The 19,053-nt window shown below is 62.6% G+C and carries 11 protein-coding genes; 9 read left to right on the plus strand and 2 right to left on the minus strand.

Annotated features, from left to right (window positions below; translation table 11 throughout):
* Window positions 1-224: 224 nt before the first annotated feature.
* The 5 genes from AAA969_RS01265 (at window position 225) to AAA969_RS01285 (ending at window position 9,030) form a co-directional block, all read left to right on the plus strand.
* Complete coding sequence (locus tag AAA969_RS01265) at window positions 225-1,244, plus strand: LacI family DNA-binding transcriptional regulator (protein ID WP_338242750.1); 1,020 nt, start codon at window positions 225-227, stop codon at window positions 1,242-1,244.
* Window positions 1,245-1,385: 141 nt separating this feature from the next.
* Window positions 1,386-4,223 (plus strand): TonB-dependent receptor, encoded by a 2,838-nt coding sequence (locus tag AAA969_RS01270; protein ID WP_338242753.1) that lies wholly within the window; start codon window positions 1,386-1,388, stop codon window positions 4,221-4,223.
* A 22-nt stretch (window positions 4,224-4,245) separates the two neighbouring features.
* Entirely contained in the window at window positions 4,246-5,241 is a 996-nt protein-coding gene (locus AAA969_RS01275) for a glycoside hydrolase family 16 protein (protein ID WP_338242758.1), read from the plus strand.
* 41 nt (window positions 5,242-5,282) lie between these two features.
* Window positions 5,283-6,743 carry an MFS transporter gene (locus AAA969_RS01280; protein ID WP_338242761.1) on the plus strand — a complete coding sequence of 487 codons (1,461 nt, stop codon included), beginning with the start codon at window positions 5,283-5,285 and terminating at the stop codon, window positions 6,741-6,743.
* A 55-nt stretch (window positions 6,744-6,798) separates the two neighbouring features.
* Window positions 6,799-9,030 carry a glycoside hydrolase family 3 N-terminal domain-containing protein gene (locus AAA969_RS01285; protein ID WP_338242764.1) on the plus strand — a complete coding sequence of 744 codons (2,232 nt, stop codon included), beginning with the start codon at window positions 6,799-6,801 and terminating at the stop codon, window positions 9,028-9,030.
* Between the two features lie 185 nt (window positions 9,031-9,215).
* Here the strand turns inward: AAA969_RS01285 and AAA969_RS01290 are convergent, their stop codons facing one another.
* Together AAA969_RS01290 and AAA969_RS01295 are read right to left on the minus strand one after the other, a co-directional pair.
* Window positions 9,216-10,760 (minus strand): class-II fumarase/aspartase family protein, encoded by a 1,545-nt coding sequence (locus AAA969_RS01290; RefSeq protein WP_338242766.1) that lies wholly within the window; start codon window positions 10,758-10,760, stop codon window positions 9,216-9,218.
* The gene (locus AAA969_RS01295; RefSeq protein WP_338242768.1) at window positions 10,757-12,070 is read right to left on the minus strand and encodes a TetR/AcrR family transcriptional regulator; all 1,314 of its coding nucleotides are present in this window, start codon (window positions 12,068-12,070) and stop codon (window positions 10,757-10,759) included. The genes AAA969_RS01290 and AAA969_RS01295 overlap by 4 nt, the downstream gene beginning before the upstream one ends.
* Window positions 12,071-12,246: 176 nt before the next feature.
* On the opposite strand from AAA969_RS01295, the gene AAA969_RS01300 reads away from it, so the two are divergent.
* Genes AAA969_RS01300 through AAA969_RS01315 form a run of 4 tightly spaced genes read left to right on the plus strand, consistent with a single transcriptional unit; the run spans window position 12,247 to window position 18,917 of the window.
* Window positions 12,247-15,336, plus strand: a complete 3,090-nt coding sequence (locus tag AAA969_RS01300) for a TonB-dependent receptor domain-containing protein (protein WP_338242770.1) — start codon at window positions 12,247-12,249, stop codon at window positions 15,334-15,336.
* A gap of 47 nt (window positions 15,337-15,383) precedes the next feature.
* The gene (locus AAA969_RS01305; RefSeq protein ID WP_338242772.1) at window positions 15,384-16,298 is read left to right on the plus strand and encodes a hypothetical protein; all 915 of its coding nucleotides are present in this window, start codon (window positions 15,384-15,386) and stop codon (window positions 16,296-16,298) included.
* Window position 16,299: 1 nt separating this feature from the next.
* Window positions 16,300-17,769: an SLC13 family permease gene (locus AAA969_RS01310; protein ID WP_338242774.1), complete on the plus strand. Its 1,470-nt coding sequence runs from the start codon at window positions 16,300-16,302 to the stop codon at window positions 17,767-17,769.
* Window positions 17,766-18,917, plus strand: a complete 1,152-nt coding sequence (locus AAA969_RS01315; RefSeq protein WP_338242776.1) for a M14 family zinc carboxypeptidase — start codon at window positions 17,766-17,768, stop codon at window positions 18,915-18,917. The genes AAA969_RS01310 and AAA969_RS01315 overlap by 4 nt, the downstream gene beginning before the upstream one ends.
* Window positions 18,918-19,053 lie beyond the last annotated feature (136 nt).

Genomic DNA, 19,053 nt, shown 5'->3' on the forward strand with positions numbered 1-19,053 from the left:
CCGATCCGTTTTGTCTGACACCACCCGCGAGTGACTGTCACCACCCTTAAGGCGGGTTGTTTAAACTCGGCAAGTGCGAGACCGCCTGCGCGGAGGCGCCGCCCACAGTCTGGGCGCAGCGTGGCGCAACCGGGGGCTGGTCTTGTTTTGCGTTTTTGTGGACATTGGCGTTCGTGCTCCGTCCAAACGCGGTTGAGCGCCCGCGCGATCTGTGAAGCTTTGATATGGCGACAATTTTTGATGTGGCGGATTTGGCGGGGGTCTCGATCAAGACCGTGTCGCGCGTGCTCAATGGCAGCGCATCGGTCCGGGCTGCAACGTCGGAACGGGTTCGGGCCGCCATGGCCGAGCTGGACTACCGTCCGAGCACGGCCGCGCGGGAATTGCGCAAGGGCAAGTCGAGTGCCATCGGCATGTTGTTTGGCGACCCGAGCAGCGGCTTCCAGTCCCGCCTGCACCACGCCGCCCTGCAAGCGTGCAATGATGCGGGTTACTTCCTGACCGCCGGCCTGTTTCGCGAGGAAGAGGACAATTGGGACGAGCAGCTGAGCGAGTTTCTTACTCGTACCTCAATCGAGAAGATGATCCTGGTGCCGCCCCTGTGCGGATCATCGGCCTTGCATGATCGCCTGATTGAGCACGGCACGTCCTTCGTCCTGATCTCGCCGTCGCGTACGGTGCCTATTGCCCATGCCGTGTGCATGGATGACCGGCGCGCGGCTCGGGAAGTCACTGAGCATCTGCTGTCACTCGGCCACCGCCGCATCGCTCATATAACAGGCCCGTCCGACCACGCCGCGACGCGGCTGCGCCGAGAGGGCTTCGAGGCGGCGCTGGCTGCGGTGGAGGACGGGGTAGTCCGGGAGGACTGGATCCAGCCGGGCTTGTTCCGGTTCAAGCCCGCCCTGGAGTGCGCGCGCCAGATACTGTCGGGACCGGATCGGCCAACAGCCATTTTTGCCGCCAATGACGAGATGGCCGCCGCAGTTTGCTTTGCGGCAAACAGCCTCGGGCTGCGGGTACCCGATGACCTTTCCGTCGTAGGTTTTGACGATGTTGCGATTGCCACGACCATGTGGCCGCCGCTGACCACGGTCGCGCAGCCCTATGCCCAGATGGCGCGCGAGTCCGTGCGGCTGCTCACCCAGGTCGGCGCGCCGGGAGAGTCCGGGGCAGCGGCCGAGAAGGTCACGATTGATCATGCCCTGAAGTTCAGACAGTCAACAGCACCGCTGCTGAGCTAGCCGGTTTCGTGATGGTTCGACACGGAATCAACCGCTTATGACAAGGTAAGACATTCTAATTGACAAGGTTGGACATTTCGAGAAATCTGACCCCAATAGTCGCCATAGAACCGATAACGGGGCGCATCAGGGGAGATCACAATGTTCAGTCTTGGATTCAAGAAGGCGTTTTTCACGTCCGCTTCGCGGGTCGCGATTGCCAGTCTGGTTAGCCTGCCCGGCGTCATGGGCGCTACAAGTTTCGCGCAATCGAATGATGAGGATGAAGACGTCATCACCATCACCGTCGAGCGCCGCGAACAGAGTTTGCAGGATCTTGCGGGTACTGCCACGTCGTTTGACGGCGATGACATGAAGCTGCTCGGCGTGCAGAGCATGGCCGACCTCAACGGTCGCTATCCCGGCCTCCAGATCGGTAACAACCAGGGCAATATCGAAGTCTTCATCCGGGGTGTCGGCTCGACCAACAATACCGAGCTCGGCGAGCCGGCTGCTGCGACCCACATGGACGGGATCTACATCCCGCGTCCGAGCGGCTTCGGGTCGGCCTTCTTTGATATCCAGCGCGTCGAAGTGAATGTCGGACCGCAGGGTACCCTGCGTGGCCGCAACGCAACGGCCGGGTCGGTCAATGTGATTCCTTGGGGCCCGGGCCTCGGCGTGTTCGATGTGGCTGCGGAAGTCAGCGTTGGAAATTACGGCGAGCGCTCCTTCGAGGGTGTAATCAACGTTCCGGTCAGCCAGAACTCCGCGTTCCGCCTTGCCGGGTACGCGATGTCGCATGACTCCTATTACGAGAATGCGTCCCCGACGAGCGCCGATCTGGGTGTCAGTGTCCCGACGGCATCCTCGGAAGGCATCGATGTTGCCGAAGCGGCTGACAACTGGGGCGCGCGCGCCAGCTTCCTGATCGAGCCGACGCCGAACCTGACCATGACGTTTACAGCCGACTACCTGTCGGAAGGCGGCACGGGCTATACCGGTACCAACTACGCCAACCCGCTGGGCAACGGATTGCGCCCGGAAGACATCAGCAATCCGCGCTCGGTGATCGGTCGCGCCATGTCGCCCGAGCTGGACACCGTCCATTGGGGGCTGCGGGCGCATGTCGCGTATGAAACCGACTGTTTCAATGTCGAGTATATCGGCGGCCTTCGCGACCTGGTCTATGACTACAAGGCAGCCACTCCGCTTTCGCCTTACTATCCGGGCGTCATCGACAATCTGCGCAATCCTTTCGACGGCAATCTCGACGAAGCCTTCGATAATTTCTCACTCTTCCAGTCGGTCACGGACTCGGAGTCGCAGGTCCACGAGATCCGCTTCTTCGACGAGATGGACAATGGCGCCGTCTGGAGTGCCGGTGTCTTCGCCTTCACCGAAGACCAGCGCACCTTCCTCGGCACGACCGGTGACCGCGGCCTCTTCTTCTCGGGCCTCGAGTTCAACCAGCGCACTGAAACCGACGCCTTCGCCGTCTATGCCGATGGTACCTATCCGGTCACCGACGCCTTCCGCGTGACGGCCGGTGTGCGCTACTCGGAAGAGGAAAAGACGCGGACCGGTGTCAACGCCCGCTACGGCTTCGCCATTGGCGGCGCCGGCTATAGCTGCTGCGGCGGTGTCCGCGTGGGCACGGAAGGCTTTGAGTTCAACGTCTTCGATCGCACCATCATGAACCCGGACATTGATGGCGACGGCAACGTTACCGAGGCCGAAACGCTGGCCTTCTACTTCGACGGCATCCGCACCTTCGGTGCGCGTGACAATGTCGATGACATCTTCGCCAACGGCCCGCTGGTCGGCGTTGATCTCGGCAACCCGACCCAGATCGCGTCCTATCCGACCTGCGTCGACACGATTGCAGGCGACTTTTTCACATGTCCGTCGCCGACCGACGGTATCCCGTGGGATGATGCCGCGACTGGAATCTTCACCTTCGCCTTGCCCTTCCTGGGTCAGATCGCACCGCAAAACGGCTTCGCCTCCTTCGACTTCGTCGACTGGCGTCTGCGGGGCGAGTGGGATCTCAGCGAGAGCAACCTGCTCTATGCCTCGGTCAGCACCGGTCACAATGGCGGTGGTTTCAATGATAACCTGCCATCTGTGGGCGGCGTCACGATCAACCCGGCCGGCGGTGGTACCGCACCCTTCGATACGTCCGAGCTGGCGCCGACCTTCAATGAAGAGAGCGTCATCGTCTATGAGTTCGGCTCGAAGAACGAGTTCGATACGCCGAACGGTCGCGGCTATTTCAACGCCTCCGCTTTCTATTATGACTACTCCGATCTGATCCAGAACGTGCTGCTTTCGGTCGGTCAGATCCTTGACCGGTCCGACATCCCGCTGGATACGACGGCAGCGCCGGGCTCGGCCCTGGGTCTGGTCGTGAACTTCAACTTCAACGCCTCTGATGCGGAGATCTACGGTGCGCAGTTCGAGGCCGGTTACGATCTGCCCTATAACCTGCAGTGGAAAGGCACGCTGCTGTGGATGCCGGTCGCCCGTATCCAGAACTCCGAGCTGATCGCCGACTCGCGCTTCCAGGCCGATGTAGCGCCCCTGCAGGCCATCCCGCAGTCGATTGACGGCTTCCGTCTTCGCCGGACGCCGGAATGGAGTATCCAGACCTCGATCAGCCAGGCGCTGAGCTTTGATCATGGTGATGCCGACTGGATCATCTCCCTCGGCTATCGCACCGAGCAGCACCAGGACCTGTTCAATGGCGAGGTTTATCCGGAGTTCGATTTTGCGAACGATGATCCACTGCGCCTGAATGACCTGGTGGATGGATATCTGACCGTTGATGCCGGTGCCGGCTATAATCCGGGGGGCAATGAGAACCTGCGGATTGAAGCCTATGTCCAGAACGCCACGGATGAGCAGCGCGAGCAGGCGATTGTTATCACCCAGTTCGATAACACCCGCTTCTTCTCGCGTCCTCGCACCTACGGCCTGCGCTTCCGCTGGCGTCGATAGGCGCTCGCCAGGAGGTAAAGCCATGACGATGACGAATGGTCTGGCCCGGGGTGTTCTCGCCCTGGGCCTCCTCTCCCTCGCTTCCGCTGCCTGTGCAGCCCAGGATGCGGCGGAACAGGATCCCAGCTCTGGCAGCGACTGGCGACTGGTCTGGTCAGACGAGTTTGATGGCGATGCCATTGATTCCGCGCGATGGACCCTGGAGCAGGATTGCTGGGGCGGCGGCAATGCCGAGCGGCAATGCTATACGGCGTTCGAGGAGAATGCCCGGATCGAGGATGGCCATCTTGTCATCGAGGCGCGCCTCGGTGAGGCGCAAGGTCCGGCTCTGCCGGCCCACATGCGCGTCAATGCGACCGAAGAAGAGCGGCGGGCCACAACCACTCAGCCTTTTACCTCTGCTCGCCTGAACACCCGCGAGAAGGGCGACTGGACCTATGGCCGGATCGAGGTCCGGGCCCGGCTTCCTGAGGGGCAGGGCACTTGGCCGGCCATCTGGATGCTGCCGACCGATGAGTATTACGGCGGTTGGGCGGCGTCCGGGGAGATCGACATCCTTGAGGCCGTCAATCTCGGCGAGCCCTGCCGGGAATGCCGCGGTGACGTCGAAAACCGGATTTTCGGGACGCTCCATTATGGCGGCGAATGGCCGGAGAACACGTATCAGAACCGCGAGACCACGCTTCCGGTCAGCGCCGATGGCGAGCAGGACTTTCATGTCTTTGCTGTCGAGTGGACGCAAGGCCGGATCGAGTGGTTCCTGGACGGCGAGTCCTACGGCTATCTGACCCAGCGCCGCTGGCGCTCAGCCTCCGAGGCGGCCCGCGGTCGGCCCTATGCCCCGTTCGACCAGCGTTTCCATTTGATCCTCAATCTCGCGGTTGGCGGGCATCTGGCCGAGGGCCGGAATGTTGGCGGTGTCCGCGTCGAGGCCTTTCCCCAGCAGTTCCTGATTGATTGGGTGCGGGTTTATGATTGCCCGCAGGACTTGGAAACGGCGCAAGCCTGCGCCAACTGACGCTGGTGCCCTGACCGGGCCAGGCGAGACAGGATTGATCCATGAGCGCGACCCAGTCCCAGACCCGTCCGGAAGACCGCGTATCCTTCGCCCACAGGCTGGCGTACGGCTCCGGCGCCTTCGCCAATAATCTTCTCGCTGGTGCCATCGTCGGGATGATCGTGCTCCTTTATGAGGAGCTCGGTGTCAGTCTGATCATGCTCGGGATCATCACCGGCGCGCCGCGCTTCTTTGATGCGCTGACCGACCCGATCGTCGGCTACATCTCGGACAATTTCAAATCGCGCTGGGGACGCCGCCGCCCGTTCATCTTCGTCGGGGCGATCCTGGTCGGGGTCAGCTTCTTCTTCCTGTGGCAGTTTCCTGACGGCCAGAGCCCGACCTTCTACTTCTGGTACTATCTGATCGGGTCGCTGATTTTCTTCCTGGCCTATACCATCTTCGCGACGCCCTGGGTGGCGCTCGGCTATGAGCTGACGCCGGACTACGACCAGCGCACCCTGCTCATGGGCACCCAGAATTTCATTGGGCAGCTCGCCTTCTTCCTGCCGCCCTACATGCTGTTCATCGCCAAGCAGTCCGAATGGTTTTCCAATCCGATCGAGGGGGCCCGCTGGGTTGCAACCGGCGTCGCGATCGTGGTGATCATCACCGGTATCATCCCGGCGATCTTCCTGAGGGAGCGTTTGGCCGATGTGGCCCTCAAGGAGAGCAAGGCCGAGCATGGAACCTCCGGCGGCTTCATCAGGGAACTTGGCTATTTCTTCAAGAGTATGGGCCAGGCGCTGAGCTTTATCCCCTTCCTGAAGATATGCCTGGTCACTTTTCTGGTCTTCAACGGCTTCATCCTGATCGCCTCCTATGGCTATTTCGTACTCAGCTATTACGTCTTCAACGGCGACACGGAAGCAGCTGCCGGGATGGGCGCGCTGGTCGCCACGGTGGGGACCTTCGCGAACTTCTTCATCGTCGCCTTCGTGACGTTTCTGGCGACCAAGATCGGCCAGCGGCGAACCTTCATCATCGCAATCGGCCTCGCAATACTGGGCTATGCGCTGAAGACCTTCGCCTACAGTCCCGAACATCCCTGGCTGATCATGCTGCCGGCGCCGCTGATGGCCTTCGGGCTGGGCTCACTCTTCACCCTGATGCCATCGATGATGGCGGATATTGTCGACCAGGACGAATTGCGGACCGGCCAGCGCCGGGAGGGGATGTTCGCCTCGATCTACTGGTGGGTGGTCAAGCTGGGCCAGACGGCGGCCTCGATGGGCGGCGCCTGGCTGCTGGCGAGTACCGGCCTGAATGCCGAGCTGGGCGGCGACCAAACAGAATCGACGCTTCTCCTCCTGCGCGTCTATGATATCGGCTTGCCGATCCTGCTCTACCTGCTGGCAATTGGCCTGGTGGCCACCATCGACGTGTCCCGTGAAAAGTCTGAGGCCGTCCGTCGTGAGCTTGAAGCGCGTCGACGCTCGGTTGAACCGGTACCCGCGGAATAACGTCGCCTCCTAGTCACCGTTGGGCTCGCCCGACGCCGAAAACGAGAGAGCCGTCATGGCCAAAGCACAGACAATCGAAGCAGGGCACGGCAAGGACGGCGTCGAGGCCCGTATCCGCGACCTGCTGAGCCGGATGTCGATCGAGGAAAAGGTCGGCCAGCTGAACCAGGTGGAAGGGTCCGCGCATGACGTGGTTCACGCCCTCGGTGCAGACTTACGGGCGGGACAGATCGGTTCGGTGATCAACCAGGTTGATCCGGCAACGGTGAATGAGCTGCAGAGAATCGCCCGTGAAGAAAGCCGTTTGGGTATCCCGCTCCTGATCGGTCGCGATGTGATTCATGGCTTCAAGACGGTTGCGCCTATTCCGCTTGGCCAGGCCGCAACCTGGAATCCGGACCTAGTCGAAGCCTGCGCGCGGATGGCGGGAGAGGAAGCCGCGGCGGCCGGGGTCAACTGGACGTTCGCCCCGATGATCGACATTTGCCGCGACCCCCGTTGGGGTCGGATCGCCGAGAGTCTCGGCGAGGACCCGGTTCTGACCAGCATCCTTGGTGCGGCGATGGTGCGCGGCTTCCAGGGTGAAACGCTGTCCGACCCGACAAGCCTGGCGGCCTGCGCCAAGCATTTCGCGGGTTATGGCGCCTCCGAGGCCGGTCGCGACTACAACACGACCAACCTGCCCGAGAATGAATTGCGCAATGTGCATTTGCCGCCCTTCCGGGCCGCGGCCGAAGCCGGGGCGGCCTCGCTGATGACCTCCTTCAGCGATATTGACGGCATCCCTGCAACCGCCAACACCCTGTTGTTGAGAGACGTGCTGCGCGGTGAGTGGGATTATGACGGCATGGTCGTCAGCGATTGGGATGCGATCAAGCAGCTCTGCACGCATGGTCTGACCGAAACCGAGTATGAGGCGGCCTATCAGGCGGCAATGGCGGGCGTCGACATGGACATGGTGGCAAGTGCCTACCGCAATCACCTCGCAGACCTGATCGCGTGCGGACGGATCGAACTGGCGGTTCTGGACCGGATGGTCGCCAACGTGCTGCGGATGAAGTTCAGGCTCGGCCTGTTTGACGGGCGTACGACGGCAGACGCGGAGCCGTCCCGGATGGCCTCGCGCTCACTCGCAAAGCAAGCCGCGCTGCAAAGCTGTGTTCTGCTCAAGAATGACCATCAAACCTTGCCTTTGGACCCGACGACCCTGACCCGGTTGGCGGTGATCGGACCGCTTGCAGATGATCCCGTGGAACAGCTGGGTACATGGATCTTTGACGGTGACCCGGAGCGCAGCGTCACGCCGCTCGCGGCGCTCGAAAGCCTGGCCGCAGACACCGCGCTGAGCCTTCATCATGTGCGGGCGCTTGCGACAACCCGCAGCCATGATCAGAGCGGGTTTGATGAGGCTGAAGCGGCAGCTCGCGATGCCGATGCGGTTCTGGTCTTCCTGGGTGAGGAGGCGATCCTGTCAGGCGAGGCCCATTGCCGGGCCGATATCGACCTGCCCGGAGCCCAGGTCGAACTGGTCAAGCGCCTCAAGGCGACCGGCAAGCCGGTGATTGCCGTCATTCAGGCCGGGCGGCCGCTGACCCTCGCGAGTGTCCTTGATCACCTCGACGCTCTCCTGTTCGCCTGGCACCCGGGAAGCCTCGGCGGGGCGGCCATTGCCGACCTGCTGTTCGGACGGGCCTGCCCGTCCGGCAAGCTGCCGGTCAGCTTCCCGAAAATGGTCGGGCAGATCCCGGTCTATTACGGCCACAAGAATACCGGGCGTCCGCCTTCGCCGGATACGATCATCCATATCGATGACATCCAGGCCGGCGCGGCGCAGACCTCGCTCGGCATGACCGCCTTTCACCTCGACGCTGGCTATGAGCCGCTTTTCCGTTTCGGTTTCGGCCTCAGCTATACCAGTTTTGCCTATTCGGGGCTCATCCTGGGTTCCGAGGCCATTGCACCCGATGAAACCTTGACGGTTCAGGTCGACGTCACCAATACCGGCGAGGTCGCGGGTGAAGAGGTTGTACAGCTCTACCTGCGTGATCGTTTTGGCAGCGTGACCCGGCCGGTCCGCGAACTGAAGGCATTTGCCCGCGTGGCCCTGGAGCCGGGCGAGACACGACAGGTCCGCTTCGAGCTCACCGTGGAGGATCTCGCCTTCTACAAGCGCAACCAGACCCGCGGCGCCGAGACCGGCGCCTTTGACGTCTGGGTCGGCGGCGACTCCGCCGCTGATCTGCACGCCGAGTTCGCCCTCACCGAGGATAGCGTGGCTCTGCCCTAGGCTATCCGACACGGCCGGATGATTGGTTGCAAGAACCCGTTGGCCACAGGAATGTGGAACAAGTCGGTGGGAGCCCGTTCATGCCGGGGAATGTTGCGCAAAGTGGGCTGTCAAAGCCCCCGGCACGGCATTGGGGACGGCCATTCGGGTAACCTGTCAGCGATCGTTTCCCGGGTCCCGCAGGCCTATTCCGTGTCTGCGGTCGATCTGTCATTTTCCCGGGCGGCCAGTGCGTCGGCAATGACGGCATCGACCTGTTCGGCGGCCAGACCGATATAGGTGGTCGGGTCGAGGAGGTCCTCGATTTGCGTCCGGGTGAGGGCGTTTGTGATGACCGGGTCTCGCAGCGCGACATCGTACAGGCTTTCGCCGCTGGTGCGGGCCGCGCTCGCCAGGTCCCGCATATGGGCTTCGGCTGTATCGCGGCCGATTTCGGGAGCCAGCGCGAACATGAAGCGCTGCGCCAGGATCCAGCCGCCCGAGCGGTCGAGGTTTTCGCGCATACGGACCGGGTCAACCTCAAGGCGGCTGATCAAGCGGCGCGATTCCGACAGCATGTCCTCGCTCGCCATCGAGATCTCTTCGAGAACCTGGTTGGGACGGGAGGTGTTGTCGCGCTCGAACATGTTGATCATGTCGTCGCCGACGATTTCGGCGAGGCGGGGGATGATCCGGGACCGCTGGATCAGGGCTTCCGACAGGGACGGATTGTTCTTGTGCGGCATGGTGCTTGAGCCGACCGCGGTGCCGGGACGGCGTTCCGCCACTTCAGCGATGTCGGTGGTCTGCAGCAAAAAGACCTCCTGACCGATACGACCCTGGGACCGGCTGATCATGGCCAGGATATTGGCGTATTCGGCGAACACGTCGCGGGCAGCGTGCCAGTCGTCACGATAGGGCGCCGGCAAACCCAATTGCATCGCGACTCCGCGCTCGACCTCGATCCCCTCAGCGCCGAGACCGAGATAGCTCCCGACCGCGCCTTTCATGATCACCGAGCGCTCGATACGGTCGAGCAGGTCGCCAAGCCGGTCGATATGGCGGCGGTTCTCGCCGATCCATCCGCTGACCTTCTTGCCGAAGGTGATCGGCAGGGCGTGTTGCCCGAGTGTGCGACCCATCATTGGCGTGGTGCGATGAGCCTGCGCCAGCTCGATCATCCCGGTTTCGAGCTCGCGCAGGTCAGCGATCAGGACCCGTGTGGCCGCGCGCAGCTGGAGCACCCGGGCGCTGTCATAGATGTCGACGGTCGTGGCGCCGTAATGGAGATAATTCGCGGCATCCGGGCCGAGCCGCCGTCGCCAGACATTCAGCAATGCAACCATGCGGTGGCGGACGATCTGGTACTCCGCGTCTATTTCGGACTGCGGGATGGAGGCAAGGTTCGCCGTCGCCGAGATTTCATCGGCTGCGCTCTGCGGGATGATGCCCAGTTCGGCCTGGGATCGTGCCAGCGCAGCCTCGATTTCCAGCACGTAGCTGTTCAGGCCGGCTAGGGAGAAGATGCTTTCAATCGATTGTGTGTCGACCATTGCGGCAGGCTGGGTGACCGGCGTTGACGCCGCATCTGTTTCCGGTCCGGCGACCTCGGTCGTGACCGCGCCGCTCGCCTCGGTCATGGCCTGTTCCGACCGCGTATCGTCGGTCTGTGCGCTGGGCTGTTCGGTGCCGGGCGTACATCCCCAGACCAGGACGCTCAGGGCGACGATCTTGATCTTGAGCGTCTTCACGACCTCGGCTCCAGGCCCATCATGAGCAGGTGGGTATAGTCGATGGTCGCAGTGAGCGGGTCCTCGGAAAGGCGCCAGTCGGTAAAGCTGTTGGCGGCCGCAATCGTGTAGCCGCCATTGATGAAGATGGCATTGGTCAGGATCTGCTCGACAATGGCGACATCGACCTGCCGGGCTTCGCCATGGCTCATGCCGCTTTCCAGGGCATCACCGAAGCGGCGGGCGATGTTTCTCAGACGGGCCGCATGGCGGCGCTGGCGTGCCGCGGGCAGGGCGGAGGCGAGGCTGGGTCGCAGGAGCGGGGTGACGCCGCTGGCCTGCTGGTAGGTGAGGTCCCTCAAGGCGTGCTCAACGATTTCAAGGCCGGCGTCGGATTGCGCCTCGGCCCTGTCCAGGGCGTCTTCAACATCCGACAGCGATGCTTCCAGGCATTGGTCGAGCAATTGCTCCTTGTCCGGGAAGTGATAGTAAAATGCGCCGCGGGTCACGCCGAGCGAGGCCGCCACTTCCACCAGGGCCACGCCGCCAAATCCGAGATTATTGAAAAACCGGGTCCCGGCGCGGAGGAAGGCCTCCCGTTTCATGCGGTTACGGGCTTCGCGATCAAATATCTGCGGCACTCCGATCTGCGGGCTGCCCGGTCGGATGGAGAGCGGCGTCCAGGGACCGTTCAGAAGCCCGTGCCGCAACAGGTCGAACAGGCTTGCGCTGGCGTCCTCGATATCGAAATGGCGCTTGCGGTTGAGCCAGCCGGTCATCAGGTCGAGCAGTCCGATCACGAAGAAGGTTGCGGGCTGCGGACGGCCCAGCTCGATCTTCTCCTCTGCGACCCAGCCGACGACCAGCTCGTTGACCCGGGCAACACTGACCGAGAGTCGGGAGGCAATGTCGGTTCGCGCGCTTTCGCCAAGGGCATCGAGATCATTGATGGCAGCCAGGTGTGGGCGGAGGCCCTGCTTGACCTCGATCAGCTGTCTCGAGAACCGCTGGAAGAGGGCGAGTATCTTGTCCCGGTAGTGACCGTCGCTGGCCATGGCGAAGGTGACCGCTTCATCGAGGAAATCCGCGGACTGTCCGTAGACCGCGGCAGCGAGGTCCTCCTTGGAGGCGTGATAATAGCCGATGCTGGTCTTGGTCAGTCCAAGGTCTGCGGCGATGTCCTCGAGCCGCGTCGCGTGGACGCCCTCGGCGTCGAAGCGTTTGGCGGCTGCCGAGAGAAGGGCTGTCTCCTTGTGCCGCCGCTCCTGCTCCCTTGAGAAGGGCGAGCTGTGATCGGGAAACTTGGGTGTCAAAATAGCCATATTGGTCATTACCAGCTTCGGAACAGCGTGGTCGGTCACGCTTCGGCGAATGTCATCGCGACTATAACCGCCTGCGCGCTAGTGGCCACATGTCGTATGGAATTTGGACCGAGTGTATGTTTTTTGTTGACACTGTCCACCCGCGTTGCTCTGGTCGCATCAAATAATGTTACGGGAGGGACAAAATGTCATTTCGAGCTATCTTGAATTCCGGAATTGCGATCGGCGCCTTGGCGCTCGGTGGAGCGGCCTTTGCCCAAGAGGCGCCGGCCGAACAGGCATCCGACGCGGACGTCATCGTGGTCACGGGCACCAACATCCAGGGCGCCCGCATCAACGAATCGCTGCCAGTCACCATTATCGGGCAGGACGATCTGGACACTATTGGCGGTGTCGATGGTGAGGATCTGATCCGCTCGCTGCCGGCCCAGGGCGGCGTGCAATTCCGGACGGACAATAATACGACCGTCAACAATGCGCGCGGCGACGTCGCGTCGATCAACCTGCGCTCGATCGGTTCGAGCGGGACGCTGGTCTTGCTCAACGGCCGCCGTGTGGTCAATCACCCGTCCACGCAGGCCGAGCTCTCGACGCCAGTTACCACGATCAACGTGAACTCGCTCCCGGTCGCCGGCATCGAGCGTGTCGAAGTGCTCAATGATGGCGCGTCGGCGATCTATGGTTCCGACGCGGTTGCGGGCGTGTTCAACACCATCCTCCAGGATGATGTTGACGGCCTCTACCTGCGCGCTCGCCACCTTTACGCGACGGGCAATAATCTTGACGAGCAGACCTTCACGCTGCGTACCGGCCAGGACTTCAATGGTGGCCGGACCAATATCTCGGTCTCGGCGGAGTATTCGCGCCGCGACGGGCTGTTTGCCTCGGAAACCGAGCGCGCAGCCAGCGAAGATCTGCGCCCCTTCCTCATCGGGACGAGTTTCGAGGGTGACACCTCCTTCGACAATCGGGCGACCGCGTCGCCCTGGGGGCAGTGGTCCTTGCGGACAACGTCAGCCACGCGTGTGCGCCAGAACGGTACGACGCTGACCTCCACCGCAGGTGTCTTTCACATCCAGCCGACGAGCTTTGCCGGCTGCCGGGCGAGCACGGCGGATGCCCTGTCCGTTCCCGGCATCTGTATCGATGACGGTTCCCAGGACCGTGACCTGCGCTTTGACGGGGCCTATGAGCGCTCCATCATCTCCGACCGGGATCGCCTCAACCTGTTCGCCTTTCTCAACCATGATCTGAACAATGGCGTGCGCCTGTACGGCGAATTCGGCGTCTATTACGCCGAAACCCAGTCGACCAATGAGCCGCGGAACGGCATCGGCGCGACCAATATCTCGGTCCCGGCGAACTACTACTACAACCCGTTCGGCCCGGTGAACTTTTCCGATGGCTCGGTGAACCCGAACCGTCTGCCCGGCCTGACCAATGTCCCGGTCGAGGGTCTGCCTGTCTTCACCGACGCCGGACGCTATCGTTTCGTGGATGTGGGCTTCCGCGATATCGAAGTCGAGAACTCGCAGTGGCGGATTCTGGGCGGTGCCCGCGGCGATTTCGAGGGTACCGGCTGGGATTGGGACAGCGCGCTGCTGTACAACCGCTCCCATGCCAAGGACACCGCGAACAATTCCATCTCGCGGACCCTGCTCCAGCAGACCCTGAACAACGAAACGCCGAACGTCTACAACATCTTCAACGGTGGTAACCCGAACAATCCCTCGGTCGGCGACGCGACGCCGAACGACCGGGCGCTCATTGCCCCCTTCCTCGTCGATGTCGTGCGCGAAAGCACCGCCGAGCTTGCTCTGGTCGACTTCCGGACCACCAATGGCGACGTCTTCCGTCTTCCCGGTGGTTCGATCGGGATCGCGGCCGGCCTTGAAGCCCGCTACGAGGCCTATGAAGAGGATCGCGATGATCGTCTCGACGGAACCATCACCTACACCGACGCGGTGACCGGCGAATTCAGCGCGACCGACGTCTACGGAACGAGCCCGACACCGGACTCGAGCGGTTCCCGTAACGTGCTGGCCGGGTTCATGGAGGCCTCCATTCCGCTGGTCAGCCCCGACATGGCGATTCCGCTCGTCAATACCTTTGATGTGCAGCTCGCCGCTCGGTACGAGCACTATTCCGACTTCGGCGGCAGCGGCATCAATCCGCGCGTGGCAGCGGCCTGGACGCCGTTCAGCGGCGTCATGCTGCGCGGTGCGTATTCGGAAGGCTTCCGGGCTCCCAACCTTCTGGTTGTCAACGAAGCCGTCGATCGTTCGAACGGACGCGAGGACAGCTATTTCTGCGAAGGCGGCGTGCGCAACGGAACTTTCGCCAACTTTGCCGCCTGTACGGGCCTGAGCGAAGGCCGCATCGAGCGTCGGTCGGTCGCCGATGATATCGGTCCGGAGGATGACACCAACATCACGCTCGGGATCGTCTTCGAGCCCAGCGGCTTCCAGGGTCCGCTCAGCTTCATGAACGGGTTGACGGTCACGGTTGACCGCTGGGAAATCCAGCGTCGCGGTGTCGTCGGGGTGTTCGGGGCAGAGAACCACATCAGCCTCGACTATCTGCTGCGGCTGCAGGGGTCATCGAACCCGAACGTCGTGCGTGCCGATCCGGATGCGGATGATATTGCCTACTTCACAGCCGCCGGTCTGGCCCCCGCGGGCGATATCCTGTTTATCCGCGACACCTATGACAACAATGAGGATATTGATGTCGAGGGTATCGATTACGGGATCTATCTCGACCTCGAGGACACGCCGTTCGGCGACTTCGACCTGAAGCTGAATGCGTCCAATCTGCGCACCTACTTCATCGCCCTGTCCCCGGGCGCCGAGCAGATCCGGAGTGCTGTCGACGGCGGGCTGATTTCCAATGAAATCACCGTCTCCCAGGAAGGCGACATCATCCTTCAGGACGGACAGCCGGAATGGCGGGTCTCGGCCAGCGGGACCTGGCGTCACGCCAATGGCTTCGGGGCCGGTGTCCGAGCGGATTATACGAGTGAGTTCATCGACACAGGGGCCGGTCTGGACCCGAATGGTGATCCCTTCTTCGTCGAGGAATGGACCCAGGTGAATGCCTATGTCGAGTACGATTTCGACCGTGACGGTCCGCTCGACAATCTGCGGATTCGCGTTGGTGCCAACAACATCTTCGACGAAGAGCCGCCGCTTGCTGATGAGACCAATGGCTATGATGCTGCCTATCACAGCATCCGTGGTCGCCAGGTCTATTTCGACATCCGCAAGATCTTCTAGTGTGTGGTTTGCGGGGCGCCGTCATGCGGCGGCGCCCCAATCCCCTCATGTTGCGCTCATTTCTCGCTACGTGCCTGGCCGTAATTGCCCTGTCCGGCCCCGCTCTGGGCAGGGATGATGACGAGGCGCTCGATATCCCGCCCGGTGCCGGTTCGTTCCGGTTTGAGGCTTGGGGCGGTCCGGAGCTGCGTGTTTACACCCAGCGACCTGAACGCGTGACACCGGGAACCGAGATTATCATCGTGTTGCATGGCATGCGCCGCAATGCCGATGACTATCGCGACGACTGGCGAACCATCTCAGATGCCTGCGATGCCGTTATCCTCGTCCCGCGCTTCGACGCGCAACGTTTCCCCGGTTCCGCCGCCTACAATCTCGGAGAGGCAATTCCGGGCTATCCGGAGGCTTCCGCATTCGATGCGGTCGAACCGCTCTTCGAGCATGTCCGCTCGGGCCTTGATCTCGAGGCCCGCGGATATGGCCTGTTCGGGCATTCGGCCGGCGCGCAATTCGTCCACCGTTTCCTGATGCTCACGCGGGACACCCATGCCGAGCGGTCGGTGGCCGCAAATGCCGGATGGTATACATGGCCGGACATGATGGTGGATTGGCCCTACGGACTGCGCGGCGCACCGCGCCCAACCTTGTCACAAGGCGAGATCGCCGCGCAGAATCTGACCTTGCTGCTTGGTGATGCGGACCGCGACCCGAATGCCGATAATCTCCGCCGCACCCCTGAAGCCATGGCCCAGGGCGAAAGCCGGTTTCGGCGTGGCATCCGCACCGCCGCACTGGTGGACTACATAGCGGCCCGCCTCGGTCAGGGGTCGGGCTGGAACCTGGCGACCGTGCCGGATGTCGGCCATGACCACACGGCGATGACGCCAGCGGCCGTTCGGCATTTGCTGCCGGCCAGCCATTACAATCGGCCCGCTTGCCAGCGCGCTATCCGGGGAGACTGACATGGCGACTGCCACCACCGGTGAGAGGCCGGCCCTCTATCAGCGTATCGGCCTCGCAGCCGGCCCTCTTGTGGCGCTGATGATTGCGCTCTTTTTGAAAGCCGACGGGCTGAGCCAGGAAGCTGTTCTCGTCGCGGCGATCGGGGCGTGGATGGCGATCTGGTGGGCCACCGAGGCCATTCCGGTCTCCATGACCGCATTCCTGCCCCTGATCGTGTTTCCCATTCTGGGTGTGTCACCCATTTCCCAGATCGCGGCGCCTTATGCTCATCCAATTATCTATCTGTTTTTCGGGGGGTTTGTCGTTGCCCTGGCAATTGAGCGCTGCGGCCTTCACCGCCGTATTGCCCTGGCGGTATTCCGCGCGGTTGGAACCGATGCCCGTGCCCTGATCGGCGGCTTCATGCTCGCCGCGGCGATCGTCAGCATGTGGATTTCCAACACCTCGACATCGCTCATGCTGTTGCCCATCGCGGTCTCCGTGGTCACCGTGATCGGCGAGACCATGCCGGAGCTGGATACGCGTCAGCGCAGCAATTTCGGAACCTCGTTGCTATTGGGCCTCGCGTATGGCGCCACATTGGGCGGGGTCGCGACCTTGGTCGGAACGCCGCCGAATGCGTTCATGGTCGGCTTCATGTCCGACACCTACGGGGTCGAGATCGATTTTGCGCGCTGGATGCTTGTGGGCATTCCGGTCACAGCGATCCTGTTGCCTCTGGCCTGGCTGATCCTGACCCGCTTTGTCTTCCCGGTGAATTTTACCGCGTCGGACGATGCGATGAAGCATATCCGGCACATGCGCACATCGCTCGGCAAGATGAGCAAGGCCGAGTTCCGGACCGCACTACTCTTCGCCTTCCTCGTGATCGGATGGATCGGCCGGGGCTTGTTTTCCGGCATCCCGGTGATCGGCGGCATATCTGATACGGGCATCGCCATGATCGCCGCGCTGGCTGCATTTCTGATCCCGTCCGGTCGTGATGGCCAGGCGCTGATGGTTTGGGAAGACGTTTCCAAGCTGCCCTGGGGTGTCCTGATCCTCTTCGGTGGCGGACTGGCCCTGGCATCTGCGGTTTCCAGCTCCGGCCTCGCGCTCTGGATGGGACAGCAGCTATCGCCCCTCGGCCTGCTCAACCTTGCGTTGCTGGTTGTCGCGGCAACGGCGCTGGTCATCTTCCTGACGGAGCTCACCAGTAACCTTGCCACCACTGCTACCTTCCTGCCCGTGATTGCCGCGATCGCGGTGGAAACCGGTCAGGACCCGCTGGTTTTCGTCATTCCGGTGACTCTGGCCGCGAGCTGCGCCTTCATGCTTCCGGTGGCGACCCCACCCAACGCGATCATCTTCAGTTCCGGCCTCGTCTCGATCCCGAAAATGGCGCGCGCTGGCCTTGTCCTGAATATCATTGCCGTCGGTGTGCTCAGCGTGATCGCCCTGACCCTTGCGCCGATGGTGTTCGGCTCGTGAGGTTGGCGCTCCGGGCCTTCACCCTTTGCGCCGCCCTGGTCGTTGCCGCCTGCGCGACGGGACCTATCCCGGGTAACGACGTTCGGGTCGAGGTGCGTACCGATTTTCCGGCGGGCAGCCAGCTGGCGGAAGTCTCTCCGCCTGGCGACTCTGTCCGTGTCCGCATCGTGCCGGAGGCGGAGCCGATAAACCCCAGCCCGTGGTATGCGCTCTCGATCACGGCCGAGCGATCGACGGATCTGGATCTGGTGCTCGACTATGGCCGTTATCGCCACCGCTATCGCCCCTGGATCAGCCGGACTGACGGCGGCTGGGAGCTTGTGGCCGACGATCGCGTCAGTCTGGTCGGGGATGGCGAGCAAGCCCGAATTCGTCTGGTCGTGAGCGCTGGCGAGACCGTTGTTGCCGCTCAGCCGATCGTGGACGGCGGGGTTTATGAGGCCTGGTACGAGGCCTGGTTCGCGCACAACCCCGGACTGGTGAGGGAAACCGTCGGCCAGTCGAGCGATGGACGAGACCTCGACGCCTTCACCCTGTTGGCGGACGAGCCGCGGTCAGGCCGTCCCCTTCTCATCATCCTGGGACGGCAACACCCGCCCGAGGTTACAGGCGCTTTCGCGCTGGACGGCTTCGTGCAGGCGGCGCTGCGCCAGAGCGCCAATGCGCCGCTTCCGTTCGATCTCGTGATCTTGCCCCTGCTCAATCCGGACGGCGTCGCGCTTGGATACTGGCGTATGAATACAAGCGGTCTGGACCTCAATCGGGACTGGTTGCTGCGACGCGAGGCGGAGACACAAGCGGCCTGGACCTACCTCCAATCGCTCGGCCTTGAGGACCGCGACCGGGTTGTCATGATCGATTTTCACAGCACGCGCAGCGACCGTCTCTATCTCGACCAATACGGCGCCGGAGACTGGCGCGGCGGCCTTCTGGATGCGTGGCTGGCCGATATTCGTATCCGTGGCGGTGATGCGACACCAGAGCCGAGGGTGACCCAAAGTGAGGGTGGCAACACGGCGAAGGCGGTCTTCGCCAACGAGATCGGCGCCCTCGCGCTGACCTGGGAGACCGGTGACAACACGCTACCGGCTGCAGCCAGCGACGCCGGCGCCACCGGCTTTGATGCCTTGATGGCGTCCTGGCACTGAGGGCCCGGGGATCCAGGCCTTAAAAGGCCCGCTGTTTCATCCCGCGATGTGATTTCAGAGCCATATCAAAGGGACCGGGCATTCGGAGCGGTGGTCCGCTTCACCCGTCTCTGACGCCTCGTCACTTGCGCTCGGG

The organism is Maricaulis maris (assembly GCF_036322705.1).
Lineage (GTDB): Bacteria > Pseudomonadota > Alphaproteobacteria > Caulobacterales > Maricaulaceae > Maricaulis > Maricaulis maris_B.

What these genes read in the sequence shown, in the direction of transcription:
- AAA969_RS01280 (WP_338242761.1), top strand. Translation starts at nt 5,283, where the DNA reads ATGAGCGCGACCCAGTCCCAGACCCGTCCGGAAGACCGCGTATCCTTC.
- AAA969_RS01265 (WP_338242750.1), top strand. Translation starts at nt 225, where the DNA reads ATGGCGACAATTTTTGATGTGGCGGATTTGGCGGGGGTCTCGATCAAG.
- AAA969_RS01285 (WP_338242764.1), top strand. Translation starts at nt 6,799, where the DNA reads ATGGCCAAAGCACAGACAATCGAAGCAGGGCACGGCAAGGACGGCGTC.
- AAA969_RS01305 (WP_338242772.1), top strand. Translation starts at nt 15,384, where the DNA reads ATGTTGCGCTCATTTCTCGCTACGTGCCTGGCCGTAATTGCCCTGTCC.
- AAA969_RS01275 (WP_338242758.1), top strand. Translation starts at nt 4,246, where the DNA reads ATGACGATGACGAATGGTCTGGCCCGGGGTGTTCTCGCCCTGGGCCTC.
- AAA969_RS01270 (WP_338242753.1), top strand. Translation starts at nt 1,386, where the DNA reads ATGTTCAGTCTTGGATTCAAGAAGGCGTTTTTCACGTCCGCTTCGCGG.
- AAA969_RS01295 (WP_338242768.1), bottom strand. Translation starts at nt 12,070, where the DNA reads ATGACCAATATGGCTATTTTGACACCCAAGTTTCCCGATCACAGCTCG.
- AAA969_RS01310 (WP_338242774.1), top strand. Translation starts at nt 16,300, where the DNA reads ATGGCGACTGCCACCACCGGTGAGAGGCCGGCCCTCTATCAGCGTATC.
- AAA969_RS01300 (WP_338242770.1), top strand. Translation starts at nt 12,247, where the DNA reads ATGTCATTTCGAGCTATCTTGAATTCCGGAATTGCGATCGGCGCCTTG.